The organism is Rufibacter psychrotolerans (genome assembly GCF_016924645.1).
GTDB classification, from domain to species: domain Bacteria; phylum Bacteroidota; class Bacteroidia; order Cytophagales; family Hymenobacteraceae; genus Nibribacter; species Nibribacter psychrotolerans.
Genome location: NZ_JAFFJV010000007.1, coordinates 37,223 through 55,933, shown reverse-complemented (window position 1 = coordinate 55,933; position 18,711 = coordinate 37,223). Strand labels below are relative to the sequence as shown.

At 53.8% G+C, this 18,711-nt stretch carries 13 protein-coding genes; 6 read left to right on the top strand and 7 right to left on the bottom strand.

Going from position 1 to position 18,711, the window contains the following annotated elements:
• Nucleotides 1–687 precede the first annotated feature (687 nt).
• From JT718_RS08360 to JT718_RS08340, 5 genes are all read left to right on the top strand, one after another.
• On the top strand, nucleotides 688–3,852 hold the full coding sequence (locus JT718_RS08360; protein WP_205501775.1) for a SusC/RagA family TonB-linked outer membrane protein: 3,165 nt from the start codon (nucleotides 688–690) through the stop codon (nucleotides 3,850–3,852).
• 29 nt (nucleotides 3,853–3,881) lie between these two features.
• Nucleotides 3,882–5,345 (top strand): RagB/SusD family nutrient uptake outer membrane protein, encoded by a 1,464-nt coding sequence (locus JT718_RS08355; RefSeq protein ID WP_205501774.1) that lies wholly within the window; start codon nucleotides 3,882–3,884, stop codon nucleotides 5,343–5,345.
• Between the two features lie 148 nt (nucleotides 5,346–5,493).
• Complete coding sequence (locus JT718_RS08350) at nucleotides 5,494–6,858, top strand: DUF4832 domain-containing protein (RefSeq protein ID WP_205501773.1); 1,365 nt, start codon at nucleotides 5,494–5,496, stop codon at nucleotides 6,856–6,858.
• Between the two features lie 50 nt (nucleotides 6,859–6,908).
• A complete protein-coding gene (locus JT718_RS08345) occupies nucleotides 6,909–7,757 on the top strand; it encodes a PKD domain-containing protein (protein WP_205501772.1) in 849 nt (282 codons plus the stop codon).
• 124 nt (nucleotides 7,758–7,881) lie between these two features.
• Nucleotides 7,882–9,423, top strand: coding sequence for a DUF4832 domain-containing protein (locus tag JT718_RS08340; RefSeq protein WP_205501771.1), 1,542 nt, complete (start codon nucleotides 7,882–7,884; stop codon nucleotides 9,421–9,423).
• Between the two features lie 416 nt (nucleotides 9,424–9,839).
• Here the strand turns inward: JT718_RS08340 and JT718_RS08335 are convergent, their stop codons facing one another.
• From JT718_RS08335 to JT718_RS08320, 4 genes are all read right to left on the bottom strand, one after another.
• Nucleotides 9,840–11,279, bottom strand: coding sequence for a Gfo/Idh/MocA family oxidoreductase (locus JT718_RS08335; RefSeq protein WP_205501770.1), 1,440 nt, complete (start codon nucleotides 11,277–11,279; stop codon nucleotides 9,840–9,842).
• A gap of 181 nt (nucleotides 11,280–11,460) precedes the next feature.
• The gene (locus JT718_RS08330; protein WP_205501769.1) at nucleotides 11,461–12,114 is read right to left on the bottom strand and encodes a carbohydrate-binding family 9-like protein; all 654 of its coding nucleotides are present in this window, start codon (nucleotides 12,112–12,114) and stop codon (nucleotides 11,461–11,463) included.
• Between the two features lie 7 nt (nucleotides 12,115–12,121).
• Nucleotides 12,122–13,270: a phosphotransferase enzyme family protein gene (locus tag JT718_RS08325; protein ID WP_205501768.1), complete on the bottom strand. Its 1,149-nt coding sequence runs from the start codon at nucleotides 13,268–13,270 to the stop codon at nucleotides 12,122–12,124.
• Nucleotide 13,271: 1 nt separating this feature from the next.
• Nucleotides 13,272–14,189, bottom strand: a complete 918-nt coding sequence (locus tag JT718_RS08320) for a nucleotidyltransferase family protein (RefSeq protein WP_205501767.1) — start codon at nucleotides 14,187–14,189, stop codon at nucleotides 13,272–13,274.
• Nucleotides 14,190–14,842: 653 nt separating this feature from the next.
• Between JT718_RS08320 and JT718_RS08315 the strand changes: the two genes are divergently transcribed.
• Nucleotides 14,843–15,652, top strand: a complete 810-nt coding sequence (locus JT718_RS08315) for an SDR family oxidoreductase (protein WP_205501766.1) — start codon at nucleotides 14,843–14,845, stop codon at nucleotides 15,650–15,652.
• Between the two features lie 192 nt (nucleotides 15,653–15,844).
• On the opposite strand, the gene JT718_RS08310 is transcribed toward JT718_RS08315, so the two are convergent.
• The 3 genes from JT718_RS08310 to JT718_RS08300 form a co-directional block, all read right to left on the bottom strand.
• Nucleotides 15,845–16,282 (bottom strand): hypothetical protein, encoded by a 438-nt coding sequence (locus JT718_RS08310; protein ID WP_205501765.1) that lies wholly within the window; start codon nucleotides 16,280–16,282, stop codon nucleotides 15,845–15,847.
• A 163-nt stretch (nucleotides 16,283–16,445) separates the two neighbouring features.
• Nucleotides 16,446–16,694, bottom strand: a complete 249-nt coding sequence (locus tag JT718_RS08305) for a hypothetical protein (protein ID WP_205501764.1) — start codon at nucleotides 16,692–16,694, stop codon at nucleotides 16,446–16,448.
• Nucleotides 16,695–16,896: 202 nt separating this feature from the next.
• Nucleotides 16,897–18,699, bottom strand: a complete 1,803-nt coding sequence (locus tag JT718_RS08300) for a MutS-related protein (protein WP_205501763.1) — start codon at nucleotides 18,697–18,699, stop codon at nucleotides 16,897–16,899.
• Between the last annotated feature and the right edge of the window lie 12 nt (nucleotides 18,700–18,711).

Below are 18,711 nucleotides of genomic sequence, written 5' to 3'. Positions count from 1 at the left end.
CTAGCCTACCAGAAATCGGGTGCGGAAAACCCGATATTTTCTCAAAGATGGGGATTAAAAGATAGCAAACAAGTTTTTTACCTTTCTTTCATGTGTTCGAACACATATAGGAAAAATCTTTGCGTCTACGAACACATTTTACCTAAAACTTCTTGCTTATCTAATTTATAGTAGCTATGTTTAATACACCGAGACAAGAAATCTCCACAAAAGAGAGGTAGCTATGCAGCCAGGAGATGCCCGTCTTACCGCTGCACAGCAAGGGCCAGAGGGCAGGTTGGAGAAAGAAGTACCGTTCCGTGGCGGAGTTGGCCCTAAATATGCGGCCTGGCTCCCTAACCATTATCCAAGACAGGCGCCGGCTCTATTTACTTTGCAGCTGGCCACCCGTCTGAGACATATTCTGCGCTTACAACACAACCAGAGTGATACTTAACAAACAGACCTCTATGGAACCAAATTGCAGCCCTTTGTCTCTGTTCAGGCACACCAATGTGCCTGTTCCTTCCTGACTACGGCCAGTCTCCCGTATCTATGCCCCCAATTACGGGCCAGGCCACTACCGTAACAAGCTGGCAATACCTGCTTTTCTCTCAGAGCAACTCCTTCCTATCTTTTTTTTCAGGAGGAGTTTTCCCTATACCTCATTCCGTTTTGCCCACACCTCACCCAATAAACTGCATCTACATGAAAAAATTGGTACACACATTTCTGAAGCTAACGCTACTGGTGCTTCTCCCGGTGCTGCAAGCCGCCGCCCAGGGCCGCACGGTGACGGGTACCGTTACGGCTAAAGAAGACGGCCAGGCCTTAACCGGTGTTAGCGTAGTGGTAAAAGGCACCACCACCGGAACCACCACCGACACGAACGGTGCTTTCAGCATACAGGTACCCCCTTCAGGGGCAACGCTGGTGTTCTCCTTTATTGGTTTGCTGTCACAGGAAGTGGCGGTCAGCAATGAATCTACCCTGAATGTGCAGATGGCTCAGGATAGAAAAGCCCTGGATGAGGTAGTGGTGGTGGGCTACGGCACCCAGAAGAAAAGGGACTTAACCGGAGCCATCAGTTCTGTGAAAGCAGAAGACTTGGTGGTGAACTCCGGTGCTGCGTCTATCGGGCACATGCTAAAGGGCAAAGCGGCCGGTTTAATGATCCGGGAGAACAGTGCCCAACCCGGTGGCGGACTTGACATTCTGATTCGGGGTGCCGGTTCCATCAACGCCAGCAACGCTCCTCTGATTGTAGTAGACGGCTTCCCCATCTCAGATTTACAGCAACCCGGGAGCGGCGGACGCTACCAAGCCGGCACCCAGAGCATCCTGAACTCCTTCAACCCCAATGACATTGAGTCCATTGAGGTACTCAAAGACGCCAGCGCCACCTCTATCTATGGCGCACGGGCCGCCAATGGGGTTATTCTCATCACCACCAAAAGAGGAAAAACCGGCAAAGCCGAGGTGCAATACTCCAATACCTTTTCCATTCAGAAATACAACAATCCTTTTGATGTATTGCCCCTGAACGAGTGGATGCAGGTGCGCAACGAAGCTGCCTGGGAGCGCTGGAACTTTGACAACAACGTGATTCCTTATGGTAATAGAACCTTGGAGGAAGCCCAGGCCGATCCTATTAATGGGCCGTTTCGCCGATTATACACCCAAAACGCCATCAATAACGTGGGCCGGGGCACCGACTGGATTGGTTTGGTAACCCGTGATGGCTCCATTCAGCAGCACAACCTATCCTTGACGGGCGGCACAGAATCTACCAAGTTCCTGCTTTCGGGTAATTACTACAAGCACAACGGAGTCATCAAAAACTCCGGCATTGAAAGGTTTACTGTACGGGCCAATGTAGACCAGGACGTAAACAAATACATCAAGTTCGGCCTGAACCTTACGGCCAGCCGCATCAATAATGACAACAGCCAGCTAGGAGGTGATCAATTTGAGAACTCAGGCATCATTCGGGCCGCCATGCAGATGGGGCCGCACATCAAACCCATTGATGAGAACGGCAACTACCCCGTAAACCCGCTCCTGGCTCTGCAGCCTAATCCGTACTCCCTGCTCACCATTTCAGATGAAGGCCGCATTGAGCGCATGTTGCTCAACTCATTTATAGACATTATTCCCATCCCAGACCTCACCATCCGGTTGAAAGGAGGCATGGACCGCGGCATCACCAAGCGCTGGAATTATCTTCCCAAAACCACCATCCACGGAGCACTGGAATTTGGCCGGGCTTCCATTGCCGAGATTGATAAAAACGAATACCTGATGGAGGCAACTGCCTCCTATGTCAAGACGATTGCTACCCACCACCGCATTAACCTATTGGCCGGTGCCTCGCAGCAGAATTTCTACAATGACTTTACTAACGTTGGCAACACCAACTTTATCTCAGACGCTTTCCTGTGGAACAACCTAGGGGCTGGCAGCAGCACCAAAACCGTGGGCTCTTCCCGCTCAGAAAATGTAATGGCCTCCTACTTTGGACGCTTGAACTACACCCTGAAAGACCGGTACCTGCTCACCCTGACCGTGCGGACCGATGGGGCCAGCGTGTTTGCCCGAAACAACAAGTGGGGTACTTTTCCGTCGGTAGCCGTGGGCTGGAACATAGCCGAGGAGCCGTTCTTCGGGGGCCTGGCTAACACCGTCTCGCAGTTTAAACTGAGAGCCAGTTATGGTCAAACCGGGAACGCCTCTATTGGCAGCAACGCCTTCGCGGCCTACTATGCTTACCCCGCCTGGCTTTCGGGTAATGACACCAGAGAGATCGGGGTATCCCTATCCCGCCTGGAAAACCCTGATCTGAAATGGGAAACCACCACTGAGGCCAACTTTGGTCTGGACTTCTCGCTCTTTAACGGGCGCATAGACGGCTCCTTGGAGGTGTACAACCGGGTAATTTCAGACCTGCTGGCCTTCAAACCCATCAACTCCTACCACCCCATCAACACCATCATGGCCAACGTGGGCAAGACTCAGAGCAAAGGCTTTGAATTGACCGTAAGCACCCGCAACTTCCAGCGCAATGACTTTGAGTGGAGATCCATCTTCACGTTCTCAAGGTTCAAAGACACCTGGAAAGAAAGAGCCCCAGACTGGAAGCCTGCCGTGTACGAGAACGTCAATGATCCTATCAGAGCCATTTACGCGCGGGTAGCAGACGGTATCATGCAGGTGGGCGAAGAGGTGCCTTCTCAGCCAGAATTGAGACCCGGCATGATCAAGATCAAAGACATCAACGGCTACCAGCGCGACGCCAACGGCAACCCCATGGTAGACGAGAATGGCCGTTTCCTGCGCACCGGCGCCCCAGACGGAATCATTGATGACGCCGATACCAGACTCATCGGGACCTCAGACCCCAGCCTGATTGTGGGCATGACCAACATCTTCACCTACAAAGGCTTCACCCTCAACTTTGACTTCAATGGCATGTTCGGGCGTAAAATGGCCGATCCTAACTACACCACCTACGGCATCAGCGCAGATGGTATTTACACCTACGGGTACAATGCCTTACGCACCGTGAAGAACCGCTGGACTCCGGAAAATCCATCCACTACCCAGCCCAGCTCCTTTTATGGCTGGTCTCCGTACAGCGTAGGCGATTTCTTCCTGCAGGATGCCTGGTTTGTCCGGTTGCAGAACGTTGCGCTGGCCTATACCCTGCCTACCAAGTGGACCGGCAAAGTGTTCTCCAGAGCCTCCATCCACGTGACCGCTCAAAACCTGTTCGTGATCACGCCTTATGAGGGCATTGATCCCGAGACCGATGCCTACACAGCGGCTTACCCCAATGTAAAAACGTTCACCACCGGCATTAACCTGACTTTCTAATGAACCAGCACCCATTAATTTATAAGACCATGCGCAAAGTATTTCTTTCTCTTGCACTACTCTTCCTGCTGGGCGGTTGCACAGATGATTTAGAGTCCATTGATTATTCTGAGATAAACCCCAGCATTTTCCCGCAGTCTGAGGCAGACGTAGAGGCCATGGTAAACGCCTGCTACTATCCTCTGCGTGGCTCGTGGGGCGACGGCATTCATACCACCTCTGAGAACGGCATCATGTACATCAACGATGCCACCACTGAGATCCTGAACGGTTCCTACGGTCCTCAGCTGGCGGCCTCCCTCCACAACTACAAACCCACCGATGCGGGCATTACCCGTTTCTATGATGTTTTCTACAACAAAATCAGCCTGATGACGCTCACCATTGACCTGATCACCAAATCAGAGGTGAGCGAGGCGGTGAAGAAGAAAGCCATCGCTGAGATCAGGTGCGCCCGTGGCTTGCTCGCCTACGAGCTGTTTGACATGTACGGCCCCCTGGTGATTGCCCCGCTGGAAGTATTGCAGAAACCAATGGAAGAAGTGCCCCTGGCCCGCCTGTCACACGAGGAAACGGTGGCCTTCATTGAGGCCGATCTGGTAGCCGCGGCCGAAGATCTGCCCCACCCTGCCCAGGCAGAATACGGCCGTTTTAGCAAAGGTTTAGCGAAAATGGTGCAAATACGGCTCAACCTGCACGAGAAGAAGTGGAACAGGGTAGTGGAACTGGCGAATGATATCATCGGCTATAACTACTACACCCTTACCCAGGACTACGAGAGCATGTGGGATCTGGAAGGCGCCAAGAACAGCCGCGAGGTGATCTGGGCCGTTCCGTGCGACTACGAAGGCACCAGTGAAAACCAGTGGCAATTGATGGTGCTGCCGTCTAACTATCCGGTAAAAGGCGGTTGGGGCACCATCCAAAGCACCTGGTGGTTCTATGACACATTTGAAGAAAATGATGAGCGGAAAACCATGCTGATTGCCGAATACACCGGCACAGATGGCAACACTTACAACCGGGCTAACCCGGGTACGGTCATGAACCTGGGCCCTATTCCACTGAAGATGAACCCAGACGCTAACAGAACCACCGCCGTCTCTACCGTTGACATCATCATGTACCGCTACGCCGATGTGCTGCTGTCAAAGGCTGAAGCCTTGGCAAACGCCACCGGTGCCCCAACTGCCGAAGCCATGGAACTGGTCAACGTCATCAGAAGAAGGGCTGATCTGCCGGACAAAGACTTGGCAGACTACAGTTCGCTGGCGGCCTTCAATGACCTCATCCTAACAGAGAGAAGCCATGAGTTCTGGTGCGAGAACGGCCAGTACCGCGCCGACCTTATCCGCCACGGCAAGTTCGTGGAGCGGGCCCGGGAGGTGAAAGGCTCTGTCTACACCAATGAGGACAAAGTACTTTATCCGTTCTCCTTGAGAACCGTGAGCGAAGGCAAAGGGAAATTCATTCAGAACAAAGGGTACAATTAACAACCCTTCGGGGAGAAACCAGCTTTACCGGGTTCTCCCCCGAAGTTTAGCCCAAAGCACTGCTTCCCGGCCCTTGGCTGAAAGCGGCTGCTACCCTTACTTCAAAAAAAATCAATTAAGTGAATTTGACGCAATGAGAGGAAGAAACATGCTTACGGTACTAGCCTTACATTTCCTGCTTGGGTGTTTTTCTGGTTGCTCTGGCAGCAAGGAAGAATCAGACCCAACGCCGGAAACCAAGCCCAACATCACCTATGCCGCGTCTAACGAGATCTTCCCCAATCCGGAAAGAGGTTTCATGCGCCTGTTCTCGGTTTATTCAGAAGGAGCCCCGTTAAACGTTACTACACTCGGTTCTCTCAAGAATAACAACATCACCCTCGTCCACCGAGTCTATTACCTGGAGAAGTTCAAAGACGCTCCGCTCAGTGCCGCCCAGCTTACCCTCTTCCAGACCGACATGGACTTGATCAGGCAGGCCGGCCTTAAATGCGTGCTCCGGTTTGCCTACACCGACCAGATGAACGGCACCGATGCTCCACTGGCCATCATTGAGCAGCACTTGGATCAGTTGAAACCTGCCTTTGAAGCCAACAAAGACATCATCGCCTTTGTGCAGGCCGGCTTCATTGGGGCCTGGGGCGAGTGGCACGGGTCTACCAACGGCCTCAACACCACCGAAAACGAAAGAAAGGTGCTGTTCAAACTGTTGGACGTGCTGCCCACCGAGTTGATGGTGCAGGTAAGGACTCCTACTAAAAAGCAGCAGATCTTTGGCACCACCACGCCCCTGAGCCAGGCAATGGCGTATTCTGCGGAGAAAATTGCCCGGGTAGGCCATCACAACGACTGTTTCATGTCTGGCGGCACCAATTACGGTACCTACACCAACATTCAGCCAGAGAAAAACTACATCAGCAACGAAGCCCTGTACGTGCCCACCGGTGGAGAAACCTGCCCTCCGCAGAACGGCTACAATCCTACCTGCCCCGAGGGCCGCACCGAGATGCAGCTTCTGAAGTGGACCTACCTGAACCTGGACTATTACCAGCCTACCCTCAACGCCTGGCGGAATTCGGGCTGTTTTGACGAATTCCAGCGAAATCTGGGGTACCGGTTAGCTTTGGTAGATGCCACGTTAGCCACTCAGGTGGGGCTCAACCAAGCTTATCAGGTAAAAATCAATCTCACCAATAAAGGGTACGCGCCGGTCTACAAGCAAAAGAATACCTTTCTGGTGCTCAGAAATAAGGCCTCCGGCGCTCTCCACCAAGTACCGCTCCCCGTTGATGTTCGCGCGTGCAAGCCGGGCACCAACCTTACCATTGACCAAAGCGTGAGCTTAACGGGCATTCCGGCAGGCAATTATGACCTGTACCTCAAGATTGCTGACCGGGCAGAAGCGTTGCAAAACCGACCCGAGTACAGCATCCGGCTGGCGAATCCCCAAACGTGGGAAGCGGAAACCGGCCTCAACAACCTCAAGCACCAGGTAACCATCGGGAATCTCTAGGCAGGCTCCCGCTACGGCAAATAGAATCGAACTTTTAAAGCATCAGCGACATGAAAAACAAACTTTTACTCTTCTTGGGCTTGGGCTTTTTGCTGCTGGCCACTTTCTCCTGCGAGGAAGACGACGAAAATTCAGGACCTAAAGCGGTGTTCAGTTACGTGGCCGATGGTTTTGTGGTCAATTTTACTGATTTCTCGCAAAACGCCTCTGAATACCTCTGGGACTTCGGTGACGAGAGTGAGCAGTCTTTTCAGTCCAACCCCACGCACATCTATTCCAAGAAAGGCGACTACCTGGTTACCCTCACAGTGAAGAGCAATGGCCAGACCAGCACCTTCCAGGACTCTGTGTATGTGCTGGGTCCTAACATCAAAATTGACGGCGATTTCACCGATTGGGAGCACGTTTCCTACACCCATACCAATAACGAGGGCACCGGCGGCACCCTGTTGGCTGTGAAAACTTTTGCCTCTGCCGGGCACCTCAACTTCTACCTGGAAGGTACCCAGGACTTCTCGCTGGCAGTAATGGACTTGTACCTGGATGCCGACAACAACCCCGAAACCGGATTTAAAACCTGGATGTACCCAGCTGCTTCAGGCGCCGATTTCCTCTTTGAAGGCAACCCCACTGGAGGCAGTGTCTTTGCGCACGTGGGTCCCGGCAATGGCTGGTCCTGGAACGAGGTAGCCAACTTTGGCGAGCGCATGCAGTTCTCGGCCATCAAAACCGTGGGCGGCAAAAAAGTGGTGGAGTTCTCCATCAAGCGCGAAGGTTTGGGTAGCATGAGGAATGCCGCCAATTTCGCCATCCTGGAAATGAACTCCGGCTGGACCGAGGTGGGCAACATTCCTCATAGCCAGCAGGCCAGCTCTAAGTTTGCCTCCATTGACCTATAATCTGCCCTGATTGGGATTTGGGCCTGTTTTCTGGAAAACAGGCCCAAATCCTGGTTGTGTCCGCCAGCTCCAGGGCTGACGCCCAGCGCTTCGTTCGTTTTGTTCCACCCAACTCCCCCGCTTCATGGCCTTACACTCTACTCCCCCGTCCCTCTGGAAAAGCATTGCTACGCTGTGTTTCTTGCTTACGGCGCAGCTAACCACCCCGCCCACGCTTCTTGCCCAAACCAGGAAAATCACCTACATGGAGAGCTCAGAGGATTTCGCCAACCCTGAGCGAGGCTTTTACCTGGCCGCCGGCGGCAAACCCGGAACACTCTCCGCAGAGGAACTGGTGAAACTGAGAACCCTGCCGGCCAACCAGAACATTACCAACAGCGCCAAGTACTCGGCCAAGCTCTCGTTGGTGTACCGCGGCTACCTGCTCGCTGATTTTAAGAACAAGCCGCTCAGCCCCGAATTCCTGGAAAACCTGCAGAAAGATTTTGACGCTACCAGAGCCGCAGGCATGAAAATGATTCTGCGGTTTGCGTACACCAATGACACCAAAGCCGGTGACTGCAAAGACGACTACAAAATCTGCCCACCATACGGCGATGCGCCCAAAGCCGTTGTGCTGCAGCATATCTCTCAGCTGAAACCGGTTTTCCAAAAGAACGCCGATGTCATTGCCGTACTGCAACAAGGCTTTATTGGCATCTGGGGCGAGAATTACTTTACAGATTATTTCGGGGATGCCTCTACCAACGGCCTGGGCGTAGTGGCAGACAGCAGTTGGCAAGACCGCAACGACATGCTGAAAGCCTTGCTGGATGCTTTGCCTCAGGACCGCATGGTGCAGGTAAGAACGCCCCAGATCAAGCAACGGTTTGTGTACGGCCCCAAAGCTCCGGTGACCTCGGCGGCTATCACGGAGCAGGAAGCATTTACCAACGCAGACCGTGCGCGGGTAGGCTTGCACAATGACTGCTTCCTGGCCAGCGAGGATGATTACGGTACTTTCTATGACTACGGCAACTCTTCCACTAAACGGGGTCCAGCCAACGAAACGCTCCGTAAATACTTTGAAGCCGAAAGCAAGTACGTTGCCGTAGGCGGCGAAACCTGCGACAACGCCTATAGTCCCCAAAACGATTGTGCTCCCGCCGGACGCGCCGAGCAGGAAATGGCCGCTATGCACTACAGCTATCTCAATAGTTCTTACAACAACCAAGTGAATAATGACTGGGTAACCGGCGGCTGCATGGACAACATCAAGCGCCGGTTAGGCTACCGGTTCACCTTGAAATCAGCCTCTTTACCGGAAAAGGTTAGAAAAGGAAGTTCGTTGCCAATTGCTCTACAGCTGGAAAACGTAGGTTTCGCCGCTCCCTTCAACCCACGTTCCGTGCAGGTGGTGTTGCGGCATAAGAAATCGGGGCAAACGTATGCGCTGCCCTTAAGTACAGAAATCAGGAGATGGTTTCCGGGCCAGATCACCGTTTCAGAGGAAATCCCCTTGCCCTCTAACCTGCAGAAAGGCGAGTACGATGTGCTGCTTCATCTGCCAGATGGCTACGAGAGCCTCGCCAAACGTCCTGAGTACAGCATCAGGTTTGCCAACAACGATGTCTGGGAAGAGAACACCGGCTATAACCGCTTGAATCATACCATCAAGGTAAATTAAGCGCATGTTTCGTTTTGGGGCTGTTTTGAAGAAATCAGGCCAAAAACGTAACAGCCTCTGTTATTGGGGGTGAATAGTCTCAGCGACTACCTGAAAATACGCTTCAACCAAGATTCTCCCCTTGAGGGGAGCGCAGAGGGGTGTCTACACCTGCCGGTCTGCGAATTGCTGAACAACCACTTTGACCAATATCTGGAAAGTAATATAGGTGCGCTGGAATGCGTGCTCTTCAGGGTAAACACCCCTACGCTCCTCCTGAGGGGAGAATCTGCGGTAAGCAGACGCACTTAGCGGTGCTTAACAGCATCCTTCAATTTCAGGGTTCATATTCAACATAAAGCCCGATGCCGTTTCGGGGCAGTTTTTACGAAAACTGCCCCGAAACGGCATCGGGCTTTATCGGCCTTAAATGTTTGCTACGCCTTCACGTTAGTAGTACCGCCGCCTTGCAAGGTTAGCTCTACCGGTTTGTTATGCTGCCAAGCCCCCACGGTGAAATCAGGCACGTCAATGGAGTTAGAACGGTTGGCAACTGACCACTCGCTCAACGGAGCTACGGCGCTCCACAGGGCGGCATCGTATACGTCCTGATCCAAGGGTAGACCGTTGCGCAGGCAATCTACCAGACGCCATTCCATCAAGAAATCCATGCCGCCGTGCCCGCCAATTTTCCTAGCCATTTCGCCTAGCTTCTTGGTAAGAGGCGGGGTGTATTGTTCTTCAATTTTGGCGAATTCCTCTTTGGACAGCCAATCGTGCCCGGTAGCAATGCGAGCCGGATCTGGCCACTTCTGGGCCATGGCTTTGGAACCACTGACCAGGTGAATACGGGAGTAAGGTCGCGGCGAGGACACATCGTGCTGAATCATAATGGTGCGGCCCTTTTTAGTGCGGATGGTGGTGGTATTCATGTTCCCCCGAAAATTCATCTGCGCGAAATCCTGGTAGAAGTTGTCTTTAGAGGCCAGTTCCTTCGCCTTGGCGCCCATGTTGAAATCATTGGAGGAGACAGATACCAGGTAATCCATCTGGTCGCCCCGGTTAATGTCCATCACCTGGCAGATGGGACCCAAACCGTGCGTAGGATACAAGCTTCCGTTGCGCCCGTTCTCTTTCAGGCGCCACATGTTGTAATAGGCTTCCTCAGTATCGCTGGTCTTGGCAAAATTCAAGTCTATTAGATTATGGATGTAGGCCCCCTCGCCGTGCACAATCTCCCCAAAGAATCCTTGCCGGGCCATGTTTAAAGTGAGCATCTCAAAAAAATCATAGCAGCAGTTCTCCAGCATCATGCAGTGCTTTTTGGTGCGCTCAGAGGTTTCTACCAACTGCCAGCATTCCTCCAAGGTTTTCGCGGCGGGCACTTCCACGGCCACGTGTTTGCCGTGCTCCATGGCGTACACGGCCATGGGCGTGTGCAGGTGCCAGGGCGTGGCAATGTACACCAGGTCAATGTCATTGCGGTTGCACAGCTCCTTCCAAGCGTCTTCCTTACCTGAATAGGTGGTTGGTTTATGGCTGGAGCCCTCTATCTTCTTTAAGGTAGCGGCAACCCTGTCTGGTCTTATGTCACACAAGGCATTGATCTCCACCCCATCAATATGGTTCATCCGGACCACCGAGGCCGGACCGCGCATGCCTAGCCCAATATAACCTACCCGCACTTTGTCCAGGCGGGGAGCGGCATACCCGCTCATGTTGAAGTGCTGCCGGTGCGTTTTTTTAGCCTGCGCCTGAATCTGGTCAAGCGAGGTTGCGGCTGCCGAGGAGGCACAGCCGCTCACAAAACCTGTACTGGCCAGTCCTACGCCCGCCAGACCGGCTAACTTCAAAAAGTCTCTCCTGTTAGTACTCATAGATGTGTTTCTTTATGGGGTGAAAGAGCAAAACGTGGTTCAGAAGTAAGAAAAGCGGCAGAATTGTTTGTGCCTAGCCTTGCAGGATGCTCACGGGCGGAGGACTCCCCCACCGTTTTGGGCCTGTCTTCCCTAAAGTAGCCCTAAAACGCAACAAACTGCCACCTGGCGCAGAAGCCCGCTATAGGAACTGTAATTCGCCGAAGTACTCTGGCAAGTGGAAATCTGGGGCAGCAGCCCAGATGCGGTTCCAGGTGAGGTAATGCGGGGTGGGCAGATCATCGCCGCATTTATAAAAGTTCACCCGGCACTGCTGCTCATGCAAAGAAGACCCAAACCGATGGAAGCAGAACACCTCCTCGGGTATCACCAGTGTCAGTTCCCATTTTACCGGGGTGTCTGAAGGGGCGGCCTCGCCCACCGTCATCTGGGCATACCGCTTTATCTCTCTGATTACCGCCTCTGAGAGAAACTGGCGGTTTTCTCTTTCCGGGCCGTAAGCCATCAAGCAGGAACCAAGGCTATTGAACTCCAGATTGTAGTAGGCCTTCTCCTGGTTGAAGGCAATGAAAAGCTCCACGCAACTGTCTTTGTACACCGGGTCATTGGTGCGGCGGAACACCGCCCTGATGGCCTCCTCCTCCACATAGAACTTCACAAACAGACAGTCCTTGCTGTGGGCCACCGAGAAAGACACCCGGGGTTTGTAGTTGTAAGAGGGCCACGGCACGGCATCAATGGCGTTTTTCTCCAATCTATCCAACTGCTCAGACACGTCGGGTAAGGGCGTGTCTTTCTGGAGCAAAGGCAAATACGGCACTTCCAGCTGTTTCATGGCGCTTTCAGGCTTTTGAGTCGATTTCTGTCAGGCGGGTTTCCTGCACCACCCGCTCAATGATTTCCTGGAACTGCGGAAGCTTCGCCTCCAGCTGCCGTACCAACTGAAACTGCGCCCGGCAGCGTTGCAGGTTATGCTCTGGGAAGTGGATTTTATAGTAATGGTCGCCCTCCAGGTAATCGGTCAGGAACCGTAGGCCCATGATAAAAGGCAGCAGCAGCACGCCGTGTATGAGCGAGGCGATTTCTTGGTCCGTCAATGAACTGCTGGTTTCCTCTAAGAACCCTTTGGCAAATCCTTCAAACAGCGAAACGTCTACCTGAATCTTCTCCAACTGCGGCTCATCCTCGGGAGCGGTGTTAACCGTGGTCCTGATCGCATCCCCGAAATCATAGGCCACGTAGCCGGGCATGACCGTATCCAGGTCTATCACGCACTGGGCTTTGCCGGTTTGGTCTAATAAGACGTTGTTGAATTTGGTATCATTGTGCGTGATGCGCAAGGGCAGCTCACCGCGTTCGCCCAGGTGGTAAATGGCGCTCATGGCTTCGGCTTTCTCTTCCACAAACGCTATCTCGGGCCCGGTTTCGCGCACCCGTCCCACCGCATCTTTGGCTACGGCCTCCCTGAAAAGCCGTAGCCGGTTTACTACGTTGTGGAAATTAGGGATGGTATCGTGCAGCAGGTCCACGGGTAAATCGGCCAACAGCGCCTGGAAACGGCCAAACGCCTTGCCGCCTTCGTAGGCTTGCTGCGGGGTGCTCACCAAGTCATAGCTCATGGTGCCGTACAGGAAATAGTACATGCGCCAGTAATTGCCCTGTTCATCCTGGTAAAACCATTTCTGGTCTTGGGTAGGAATGAGGGTAAGCACTTCTGCCGAAGGTTGGGTTTCTGAGGTGTTTTCCAGTTTTTGGCGCAAATGCGTGGTCACCACATGGATGTTCTCCATGAGGGCCGGCACATTCTTGAAAACGTGGTGGTTCACCCGCTGCAACAGATAATCCGGACAGTCGGGCTGGGCATTTGCCACATGGTAGGTGTCATGTATATGCCCCGAGCCGTGCGGCACAATGGAGGCGGCGGTCCCTTGCAGGTTGAACCGGGAAACGATGAACGATAACGTAGCGTCTTGTCCTGCTGTTTGTACCATCTTATTTGCTGTTAACGGGGGTGTTCCAAAGATTTTGGGGGTAGGTACCGGCCTCAATGAGTTTTTTGAGGGCTTCCACCACCAAGGGCTTGTCAGCGGGATAGGTCACCCCGAACCACTTCTCCGGGGTAGGCAGCACGTTCACCTGCGTGGCACCTTCTTTTACCAACTTATCCAACACTAGGGGCAGAAAGAATTCCGCCTTGGGCAAGTGGGCCTTTTCCCGCAGGAACTCTTCCAGGTATTTACCAAAGTAAGGCAGCAAGGAAGGCGCAAACCCCATGAGGTTCATAGACACCATCTGGTCTGGGGCCAGCGGAATGGGTTGCTGATCTGGGCCAATGGCCACAATGCCGTCCTGGGTTTTCTCTATATGGGTCTGCTCCGTGATGCTCACCAGGTTCCCGGCTGCATCCACTTCGCAGATGCCTCTTGACACCGCGCCGTGCTCAGACAGCGTGTTGGCCAGCAGATACCCCACCAAGCCGCATTCTTGCCCGCTTTTTAGAAAATCTGCCATGATCTGGAAAGACTGGTAACCGTAGAAATCGTCGCCGTTGATGACCGCAAAAGGCTCTGTGAGCTTACCTGCAGCCACCCAAACGGCGTGCGCGGTTCCCCAGGGCTTCACTCGGTCCTGAGGCACCGAAAAACCTTCCGGTAGTATATCCAGTTCCTGCAGCACAAAGTCTACTTCTACTGCCCGGCTGAACTTATCCTGCATGGCGGCTTTAAACTCGGCTTCAATTGACTTCCGGATGATGAAAACAACCTTCTTGAAACCCGCCTTGATGGCATCATAAATGGAATAGTCAATGATGGTTTCTCCGTGAGGCCCAAAGGCCACTATCTGTTTCAGGCTGCCGTACCGGGTAGCCATACCGGCCGCCAGGACCAGCAACGTTGGTTTTATCTCCATTGCAATCTGAAGTCTTAGTCTGAGTTTCTTTTATGAAAAAGCCTTTTCCCGCCCGGCCTAAAGAGTTCTAAGTGCGTCTGCCTTAGACAGTGCGCCACTTTAAGGCTGCTATGGCCTTCTATTCGGGTCACCCATGGGTACCGTAGCTTCTGGCTGCTCACCTGTTTTCGGGCTGTTTTGGGGAAAACAGGCAAGAACGGGAGCCCCGCGTTTGTTTCCTTCGGCAGGTAAATCAGGACTGACCGGATGTAATTCCAGCGCAGGAGTAGAATAGGTTCGTGTTTCCATAAGCAACCAGGAGTAGAAAAGCGTAACCAGAAGGGAGAAACCTAGAAATTTGATTTCTTATCTAAACATAAAAACATAAAAGTAGAATTACAAAGAAAATCGTCATAAATGTGTTCGAACACGCTAAATAAATTATTATTTGTGCACGTACACATAAAGAGCTACTCCAATGCTACTAGCTGTTTCTGTTTCCGGCCCGTTTTGAACAAATCTAACCTAAAACGCTCCTTAGGGAAGAACCTGCCAGAGAGCACTGCGCTCAAATTGGCTACCGCACGGCCAGGGAATGGCGCGGGTGTATGGGTGCGTAAAAACATTTCAGGCGTGGGCCTAGTATCTGTAAAAGCACAACAAACCAAGTAGACATGGAAGCAGCAAACGCGAAACGCTTACAGAATCAGGTAGCTATAGTGACCGGGGCCAGTTCGGGTATTGGGCAGGGCATTGCCATTAGGCTGGGGCAGCACGGGGCCAACGTGGTGGTCAACTACCATTCTGATGACGAAGGTGCCCAAGCCACCAAAGACCAGATTGAAGCCGCGGGCGGGAAAGCCCTGGTGATAAAAGCCGATGTCTCCAAAGAGGAAGAGGTAGAGGCCATGTTCCAGACTGCCCTGGATACGTTTGGCACCCTGGACATTCTGGTGAACAATGCCGGTATCCAAAAGGACGCCGCGCTGGTAGACATGACGCTGGACCAGTGGAACAAAGTAATAGGCACCAACCTCACCGGACCTTTCCTGTGCGCCCGGGCAGCCAGCAAGATCTTTTTAAAGCAGGGCATCAGAAAAGAGGTGTCCAGGGCCGCGGGCAAAATCATCTTCATCAGCTCGGTGCATGACATTATTCCGTGGGCGGGGCACGTTAATTACGCTACGTCTAAAGGCGGGGTGGCTATGATGATGAAAACCATGGCGCAGGAGTTGGCACCGCAGGGCATCAGGGTGAACAGCATTTCGCCGGGGGCCATCAAGACCGATATCAACAAAGAAGACTGGAGTTCCAGGGAAGGCGAAGAGAAGATGCTGTCGCAGATTCCGTACGGCCGTATTGGCGAACCAGATGATATTGCCCGCGTAGCCGCGTGGCTGGCCTCAGACGAAGCCGATTACGTGGCAGGCGCCACCATTTACGTTGACGGGGGCATGACGCTCTTCCCCTCGTTTGCGGAGTAAACCCGCTGTTTGGTCACTGCCTGGGAAAGGAGATTACTGCCGCGAGAGCGGCGGCGGGCAACAGGCTAGTGCCATACCTTTACGTAAGACCAAGGCTAAGGAAAAGCGGGACGCAGGGCGGTGGAGCTCCAAAGAGAAGCCTTCAGAGTTGGGGTACTTTTGCTGGTAAGAGGGAGGTTACAGAGAGACCTACTACAGGTTGTTGTTCTTCAGTTCTAGCTGCTCCATGGCGTCTTCTAACCACTTAACCGCTTCCTGCTCGGTGAGGAAGGCCCGGCGTTTCACATCGGGGCTGTCGGCGGAGATGGCGGTGAGGGTGGCCCCTTCCTGCAGGCGCTGCATCTGTCTGGGGTTGAGCAACCAGGCAATGACCACGTGCGAGGCCACCAGCTGCAGGGCTTTGGGATAGAACTCCTTGCTGAGCCAATCGCTTTCCTCCTGCGTGACCTCGCCCTTAGACCGGCAGTCAAACAACCAGCAACACGCGGTATGCTCTTTGGCCAGGGAAAGGATGGCCAGGCAGTTCATCTTGAACTCAGTGAACGTGACAGGCTGCTGCCAACGGATGATAACCGTCTGCATGTCCGCCCGATAGGAGATCTTGATATGTTTGCTAAATCCTATCTGCATAACGCTAGGGACTACGCACTACAAGGTAGCGCTTGGGTTTAACTCATACGTTGTTGCTTGTCTGTCTTGAATTGAATTTAGGCTATGCTTCTGGCAATTGCAAGTTCTCCACAGCATTTTCCACAGTTTCCTCTAAAATAAGGTAAAAATACGCGGGCCCAGATTAAATATCATGGCGCCGGCGGGTCTCGTGCAGGTTTTTCCGCATGGCCAGAAAAAGTTCAATACTTGCCTGCAGAAACTCCTCATCCAGCCAGGTTTTTACTTCTTCATCGCCGCCGGTTACCTCCATCTCGCTCACCTTGTAGGTCTGCTCAAAGGGGCCCAGCTCCAGTTTCAGCAGGTACTTGCCGTTCCAGGCTAGGAGGGTGATTTTAAGGTCGGGGTGAGGGATGTCGGCTACAACGCGCATGGTTCAAAGGGTATAAAGGAACAAAAACTACGGTTTGCAAAGGTAACCCCCAGCGGGACACAAATGTTTGCCGAAGGTTAAGTTTTAGCGCTGATTCGCTTTTATCCGCTAGAAAACAGGTAAACCATGGTGCTCCTTCTTAAAGGCACATTTCCCAAAGGCTTTCCTGTTTCGGGCCTGTTTTTACCTAAAAGCAGCTAAACTAGAGCTCAATGCCCATCTGGCGCATGAGCTGGCTGGCGTTGAAGCTCTGGCAGATGCCGGGGCGCAGGGTATAGTCAAAGCGCAGCTGGCCGTCTTCAAAGTAGCTGTTGAAGCTGAAGTTCTGCACGGAGCCGGGCAGTTCCTGCTCCATGTTGCCTAGCTCCAGGTCATGCGTAGACACAAACCCGGCCGCCTGCCGCTGGTGCAGTTGCCTGATGAGGGCCATGGCCCCCTGGTGGCGGTCATGCGAGTTGGTGCCTTTCAGGATCTCGTCCAGGAAGAAGTACACGGGTTGGCCGGTGGCCGTTAAGTCAATGAGCAGCTTCAGGCGCTTGAGCTCAGCGTAGAAAGACGAGGTGTTCTCGGCCAGGTTGTCCTCGGTGCGCATGCTGGTGTACACCTGGGCGGGGAACACCGTGAGACGCCGGGCGCACACGGCGGCTCCCGTGAAGGCCAGCACCATGTTCACGCCCACGGCCCGCAGAAACGTACTCTTCCCCGACATGTTGGAGCCTGTAATGAGCACCGTGTGCCCCACCCCACTGAACGCGATGCTGTTGGCCCTGCGCCCCGGGCTGAAGATGAGCGGATGACTCAGGTCTTCGGCGGAAAACTCAAACGGTTGGCTGCTGATGCGCGGCACCGCGTACCCGGGATTGGCGTACTGGAAAGCCGCCAGGCTGGCCAGCGCCTCAAACTCGGCGGCGGTGTTGAGCACCTGCCCAATGTTGCCCGACATGGTCTTCTTCCAGCGCTCCAGGCGCCACATCCAGATAAAGTCCCACATGAGCACGTGGTTGAGGATAAAGTTGAGGTAAGTGTTGAGCCGCGCCGAAAGGTACTGGATGATGGAGGCCAGCTTGCGCACGTGCGCCGAGGCCAGTTGCTCGTCTACCTTCAGTTGCTGCTGCAGGGCCCGGGCTTTGGCACTCTGGAACGTGCGGCCCTCAATGTGCACCAGCAGGTCTGTATAGCTCCGCAGGGTCTCATACATGCCGGTACTTTCATCATAGAACGCATCGCGCTCCTTCAGGTACTTGGTGGCAATGAGGAACTGCACCAGCACCAGCCCCAGAAACGGGTAGTGCGAGTGCCCCTGGCCCCAGTAGATAGCGGCGGCCAGGGTGAGCAGGGGCAACAGAAAGGTAGCCGCCACCAGCCAGGCCTTGCCCGTGAAGAAGTTGGGGCTGCGCAGCCACAAGAGAAAAGGCTGGGGCAGTTGCTGCGTCTTGCGCAGGTGGTGCATGGCCCGGGCCTCCAGGTTCTGCCGCCACTCCAGGTCGGGCACCAGCTCGGCCACGGCCTCCTGCCGGGCCAGGATCTCCTCGGCCGAAGCCGGGGCCTTCAGCCACTCGGCCAGGCGCTGCTGCCCCAGCCGGGTCACAGACCGGTTTAGCAGCTGAAAAATGGAATTGGGGCCAAAAACGTCCAGGTCGGCGGTGTAGTAGTGGTTGGGTTCCTGAAACTCCTCGCCGCCGGGGAAATCGGTGAGTTCACCGCGCAGGCGCTCGCCCTCCCGGCGGTTGATCAGGCCCAGGTAGAGCTGGTGCTTGCGGGCGTACTCAATCTTGTTGTGCCAATGGATGAGCGCCGCGAAGATAAAGTAACCACTGAGCAGCAGGCCCAGACCCGCCCCGTTCTTGCCGTAATAAAACAACAGCACGCAGCCCAACACCGACCCCACGAAGAACGCTAACCTGAGCCACCCCACCCACCGGTATTTGTTGGCCTGCCGCTCCTCGGCGGCGAAAAAGCGCTGCTCGCGTTCGGCAAACAGGGCTTCTGGAGAATTCTGTATCATTAAAATTTCAAC